This is a genomic window from Paenibacillus humicus NBRC 102415, from assembly GCF_004000905.1.
Lineage (GTDB): Bacteria > Bacillota > Bacilli > Paenibacillales > Paenibacillaceae > Paenibacillus_O > Paenibacillus_O humicus.
Genome location: NZ_BIMD01000019.1, coordinates 83,933 through 90,303, shown reverse-complemented (window position 1 = coordinate 90,303; position 6,371 = coordinate 83,933). Strand labels below are relative to the sequence as shown.

At 57.3% G+C, this 6,371-nt stretch carries 5 protein-coding genes; all 5 read left to right on the top strand.

What is annotated here, in order from left to right; genetic code table 11:
* The first annotated feature begins 182 nt into the window (after positions 1 to 182).
* The 5 genes from PHU01S_RS13550 (at position 183) to pdxT (ending at position 6,349) form a co-directional block, all read left to right on the top strand.
* On the top strand, positions 183 to 1,487 hold the full coding sequence (locus tag PHU01S_RS13550) for a putative glycoside hydrolase (protein WP_232316984.1): 1,305 nt from the start codon (positions 183 to 185) through the stop codon (positions 1,485 to 1,487).
* Between the two features lie 178 nt (positions 1,488 to 1,665).
* Entirely contained in the window at positions 1,666 to 3,123 is a 1,458-nt protein-coding gene (guaB, locus tag PHU01S_RS13545) for an IMP dehydrogenase (RefSeq protein WP_048745941.1), read from the top strand.
* A 147-nt stretch (positions 3,124 to 3,270) separates the two neighbouring features.
* Positions 3,271 to 4,596 carry a D-alanyl-D-alanine carboxypeptidase family protein gene (locus PHU01S_RS13540; protein ID WP_232312970.1) on the top strand — a complete coding sequence of 442 codons (1,326 nt, stop codon included), beginning with the start codon at positions 3,271 to 3,273 and terminating at the stop codon, positions 4,594 to 4,596.
* 244 nt (positions 4,597 to 4,840) lie between these two features.
* Entirely contained in the window at positions 4,841 to 5,722 is an 882-nt protein-coding gene (gene pdxS, locus PHU01S_RS13535) for a pyridoxal 5'-phosphate synthase lyase subunit PdxS (RefSeq protein WP_048745943.1), read from the top strand.
* Between the two features lie 36 nt (positions 5,723 to 5,758).
* On the top strand, positions 5,759 to 6,349 hold the full coding sequence (gene pdxT, locus PHU01S_RS13530) for a pyridoxal 5'-phosphate synthase glutaminase subunit PdxT (protein WP_127508007.1): 591 nt from the start codon (positions 5,759 to 5,761) through the stop codon (positions 6,347 to 6,349).
* Positions 6,350 to 6,371 lie beyond the last annotated feature (22 nt).

The following is a 6,371-nucleotide window of genomic DNA, read 5'->3' as shown; positions in this document are numbered from 1 at the left end:
TCGCCAAGCACAGAGAGAAGCCTGATCTGCGAGCAATCGCCGGTCAGGCTTTTTTTTCTATTCAGAATAAGCGCATGTGTGTTGGACAGAGGCGCATTTCGGACAAACCGTCTTTGCCCGATTATTTCCCTTCAATCCGCTCATACTAATCATCACCAAATCGGTCATTGGAGGTGAAGCAGATGAAGGGGAATCGAAGCATTCGAGTCGCATTGGCGTTCGCCGGAATCATGATGCTGGGGCTTGCCATCCCCGAAGGAAATGGAATTGCACCCGGAGCGCATATGCTGACGGCTTCCGAAGGTTGGAACACCGGTATCGAGAAACACCCGGATAATCTCCAAAAGCAGATTGATCACGCCCATTCCGTTGCTGAAAATACTTTAAAGACGCTTAAGGAACCTTTCAAAGTCAGCAGCACAGCCGCGGCAGCTGGTGCGAAGGAGCCGACCGGAATCGGTCAAAGGGCGGATTCGGCCAAAGGGCCTGTTGCCGAACCCGTCAGAGGCATCTACGTATCCGGCTACGCGGCAGGAAGCCCGAAGGCGATGGGAAGGCTTCGCGATCTGGCGAAGCGGACAGAAATCAATGCCATGGTCATCGATGTCAAAGATGATTACGGCTTGCTGACTTATCCTTCGAAAGTGCGGCTGGCTCATCGAATTGGAGCCGATCGCAGGCCTCTCATGGCTCAGCCTACGCAATTGATCGACGAGCTCCATGCCGAAGGGCTCTACGTGATCGGAAGGCTGGTCGTTTTCAAGGATGCCTGGCTGGCCAGCCGTGTACCGGATTGGGCACTGCATGAGCAGAGCGGCAAGGTATGGAGGGATTCCAAGGGGAAGGCCTGGATCAATCCTTATCGAAGCGAGGTATGGAATTATAATATTGCGATCGCCCAGGAAGCCGCCGAGCTGGGATTTGACGAGATTCAATTCGACTACGTCCGCTTCCCCGCCAATGGAAAGCGGGCAGAGGCGGTCATTGATTATGGCTCGCACGGGACAAACAAATCGGAAGCGATCGGGCAATTCCTCGGCCGTGCGAGGGATAAGCTGCATGGAAAGCCGATATCCGCGGATGTATTCGGCCTGGTTACATCCTCTTCGGATGATATGGGGATTGGCCAGACGTGGCGTTCGGTAGCTTCGAGCGTGGATGCCATTTCGCCGATGGTCTATCCTTCGCATTACTCGGCGGGCATGTATGGAATTCCACAGCCCGATCTCAATCCATCCGCTGTCATCCGGAAATCGATGAGCGACGCGGCTGCCCGCAACCGCTATCTGATCCAGAGCGGAATCAAGCCCGCTCAGATCAGGCCTTGGCTGCAAAGCTTTACGGCGACATGGCTGCATCCCCACCTTGCCTATGGAGAGAAGGAAATCCGGGAGCAGATTCGGGCCGCCCGCGAAGCAGGGGTCGATCAATATCTGCTCTGGAGTCCGCGCTGCATCTATCCTTTGACCGATGAACACCAAGGATGATCGGCATCTGCCTATTGCAGGCATACATCCAAGAGACACAAGGTCTGGCAAGAGGTGGAAGCGCCTCTGAAAATGACTATGAAAGCAAGATTCCGCTAGGTTGACAGCCCTATACCCCTCTGCTAAGATGGTCAATAATATATTTCGGCAAGCCATAACAAATAGGAGGAAATCATTCGTGTGGGAATCGAAATTCGCTAAAGAAGGCCTCACGTTCGACGATGTGCTGCTTGTACCCCGCCGCTCGGAGGTGCTGCCGCGCGCAGTCCAGGTCGGTACCCAGCTGAGCGACAGCGTCAAGCTGAACATCCCGCTGATCAGCGCGGGCATGGATACCGTAACGGAGGCTGCCTTGGCGATCGCGCTGGCGAGAGAAGGCGGCATCGGCATCATTCACAAGAACATGACGATCGCCCAGCAGGCGGAAGAGGTCGACCGCGTCAAGCGCTCCGAGAGCGGCGTCATCACGAACCCGTTCTCCCTGACTCCCGAGCATCATGTGTACGACGCGGAAGAGCTGATGGGCAAATACCGCATTTCCGGCGTGCCGATTGTCAACGAAGAGGGCAAGCTGGTCGGCATTTTGACGAACCGCGACCTTCGTTTCGTACATGATTACTCCATGAAAATCAAAGAAGTGATGACCCACGAAGAGCTGGTAACGGCTCCTGTGGGAACGACGCTGCAAGAAGCGGAAGTCTTGCTTCAGAAGCATAAGATCGAGAAGCTGCCGCTCGTAGACGAGACGAATACGCTTAAAGGCCTCATCACGATCAAAGATATCGAAAAGGCGATTCAATTCCCGAACGCAGCCAAGGACAAGCAGGGCAGGCTCTTATGCGGAGCTGCCGTCGGCATCTCCAAGGACACGGAAGAGCGCGCTGCGGCGCTCGTCGAAGCAGGCATCGACGTTCTGGTCGTGGACTCCGCGCACGGGCATCATATTAATATCATCGAAGCCGTCCGCAATTTGCGGAGCATTTACCCCGAGCTGACGATCATCGCGGGCAACGTCGCCACGGCCGAAGCGACGAGAGACCTGATCGAAGCTGGAGCCTCGGTCGTCAAAGTCGGCATCGGCCCCGGCTCCATCTGTACGACACGCGTCATCGCCGGCATCGGCGTGCCGCAGGTAACGGCGATCTATGACTGCGCCACGGCGGCACGCGAGTACAATGTGCCGGTCATCGCCGACGGCGGAATCAAGTATTCCGGCGACATCACCAAAGCGATCGCAGCCGGCGCCAGCGCGATCATGATCGGCAGCCTGTTCGCCGGAACGGAAGAAAGCCCGGGCGAATCGGAGATCTACCAGGGCCGCCGCTTCAAGGTATATCGCGGCATGGGCTCACTCGGCGCGATGAAGGAAGGCAGCAAGGACCGCTACTTCCAGGAGAACGAGAACAAGCTCGTGCCGGAAGGCATCGAAGGCCGCTTGCCTTACAAAGGGCCGCTGGCCGATACGGTCCACCAGCTGATCGGCGGCTTGCGAGCAGGAATGGGCTATTGCGGAACGGCGACCATAGAAGCGCTCAAGAACGATACCTCGTTCATCCGCATTACGGGCGCAGGTCTTCGCGAGAGCCATCCGCATGACGTGCAGATCACGAAGGAAGCCCCGAACTATTCGCTCTAGGAACAAGGATTAGATTTTTCTAAGAAGCAGTCCGCGCCGCGCGCGGACTGCTCTTTTTGCATGTCGGATAAAGCAAAAACATCCCCCGCCTCGTTAACGGTATGGTACAATAAAACCTGATTAATCCATGGTGAAGGAGAGAACAAATTGAAAGCAAGATTCGCTCCGGCTCTCGTGAAGCCGGTTGTCTCCGCCATCGTGGCGGCTACTCTCATTGCAGGCTCTTATATCGCTCCGGCTATTACTCCCGCGGCATCCGCGGCACCCAATACGAGCAGCAGCAACGCCCCGGCAGTCAGCAAAGACAATCCGCTTGGCCTGGCTGCCGATGCGGCCATCCTGATCGATGCCGACACGGGACAAGTCCTCTATTCCTATAACATTGACAAGCCTCTGCCTCCGGCAAGCATGACCAAGATGATGACGGAATATATGGTCCTCAACGCCGTCAAAAGCGGCAAGCTTAAGTGGGATCAGGAAATATCGGTCAGCAAGGAAGCGGCAAGCACGCCGAAGGACGGATCCCAGATCTATCTGGCGGAAGGCGATACCCATACGGTCAAGGAACTGTACACCGCTATGTCGGTCGCGTCGGCCAATGATGCGACTGTCGCGCTGGCTTCCTTCCTAGGAGGATCCGAGGCCGGCTTCGTCACCGAGATGAATGCCAAGGCTCAGGAGCTCGGCCTCAAGACGGCTCAGTTCACGAGCGCGACAGGTCTTCTCGATACGACCGTCATCGCAGCCAAGGATATGGCCAAGCTCGCCATGATCATATTGAAGGAAACTCCGGAATTCCTGGACTACTCCAAGATTCCTTCCGTCAAGTTCCGGGAACGGGACGCCAAGCCGATGATCAACAACGATTGGATGCTTGAAGGCAACAAAGGCAACACCAACTTCAAGCAGTATGTCTATGACGGCGTGGACGGCATGAAGACCGGCTATCTCAGCGCAGCGGGTTACTGCTTCACGGGAACGGTCAAGCGCGGCGACACCCGCCTGATCAGCGTCGTGTACCATACCAAGACGAAAGGCGCCCGTTTCCTCGAGACGCGCAAGCTGTACGACTGGGCTTTCAGCAACCTGGAGCGCAAAACGATCGTTCAGCCGAAAACCGTAGTAGAATCCGCCGCGGAGGCTACAATAACAAAAGGCAAAGCGAAAACCGTAGGCCTGGTGACGGAATCCGACTTCACGCTTATGGTGAAGAAAGGCGCGGCAGTCGAGCCGAAGATCATTGCCACGTCGATCCCCAAGACGGGCGAGCTTGTCGCTCCGGTCGCACAGGGACAGAAGATCGGAACGGTTACGTATAAGTATACGGATGCCGACACCGGCACAGCGGTTACGAAAGAGATCAATCTCATCGCCGCGGAAGGCGTGGAGAAGGCAGGCTGGTTCAAGCTGATGCTGCGCGGCATCGGAGGATTTTTCTCCGGGCTGTTCAAGGGCATCGTCGATTTGTTCTAATACGAACGGTTATAGCGGGATAAGCATGCTCAGCCGAACTGCGCGGAGCGCGGTCATACGGGTCTCGCTGACCGCGGGAGGAATCCGCCGGGAACGGGCAATAACACCTGAGGCTTTCCTGCAATAGTTTCATGCATGAGTTGTCGCCGCTTGGCGTACATGATAGAATTTGGGATAATCAACTCGGAAAAGTTGTCATCGCCCCGTCTTGGGCGAACAGACTATAGGAGGCTTTCAGACCATGTTGGAAACAGGAACATCGCGAGTTAAACGAGGTATGGCGGAAATGCAAAAAGGCGGCGTCATCATGGACGTCATGAACGCGGAGCAGGCCAAGATCGCCGAAGCGGCAGGCGCTACGGCAGTCATGGCCCTTGAGCGCGTGCCTTCGGATATCCGCGCCGCAGGCGGCGTAGCCCGCATGGCGGACCCGACTGTCCTCGAAGAGGTGATGAAGGTCGTTTCCATCCCGGTCATGGCCAAAGCCCGCATCGGCCATTATGTGGAAGCGCGCGTGCTGGAAGCGCTCGGCGCCGACTATATCGACGAGAGCGAAGTGCTCACGCCGGCCGACGAAGTGTTCCATATCGACAAGCGCGAATTCACGGTTCCGTTCGTATGCGGAGCCAAGGATCTGGGCGAGGCTCTGCGCCGCATCCAGGAAGGCGCATCGATGATGCGTACCAAGGGCGAGCCGGGAACGGGCAACATTGTTGAAGCCGTTCGCCACATGCGCCTGATCACGGGCCAGATCCGCAAGATCAAAGGCCTGTCCAAGGACGAGCTGTATGCGGAAGCCAAAAACCTGGGCGTCAACTACGAGCTGCTGCTCGACGTGCACGAGACGGGCAAGCTTCCGGTCGTCAACTTCGCTGCAGGCGGCGTGGCTACGCCATCCGATGCGGCTCTGATGATGCATCTGGGCGCTGACGGCGTATTCGTCGGCTCCGGCATCTTCAAGTCCGACAACCCGGAGAAATTCGCCCGCGCCATCGTGGAAGCGACGACTCACTATACGGACTACAAGCTGATCGCCGAAGTATCCAAAAACCTCGGCGGCGCGATGAAAGGCATCGAGATCTCCAAGCTGGCGCCGCATGAGCGCATGTCCGACCGGGGCTGGTAAGCGGCTGGCGGCAGAAAGAAAGAAGGCCTTAGCGAAATGACCCAGAAGATCGGTGTACTGGCGCTGCAGGGCGCCGTAGCAGAGCACATTCGCAGTCTCCAGGCTGCCGGCGCGGAAGCGGTCGCGGTCAAGCGAGTCGAAGATCTGGAGCAGCTGGACGGGCTTGTCATCCCTGGCGGCGAGAGCACGACCATCGGCAAGCTGATGCGCAAGTACGGCTTCATCGACGCGCTGCGCAAGTTCCATGAAGCGGGCAAGCCGCTGTTCGGAACGTGCGCAGGGCTTATCGTCTTGGCCAAGACGATCCAAGGGGGCGAGGAGCCTCATCTCGGCTTGATGGACATGACTGTCGTACGCAACGCATTCGGCCGCCAGCGCGAAAGCTTCGAGACGGAGCTCGCCATCCAAAGCATCGACAATCCGGTGCGAGCCGTGTTCATCCGCGCTCCATTGATCGGCGAGGTAGGCAGCGGCGTCGAGGTCCTCTCGACGCATAACGGCGAGATAGTCGCTGCCCGCGAAGGAACGCTGCTGGCGGCATCGTTCCATCCGGAGCTTACCGATGATTACAGCCTGCACGCCTACTTCGCGAACATGGTTCAAGAAGCGGCGCAGGTGAAGCGATAATCAATCCGTCAGGGTGGACGTT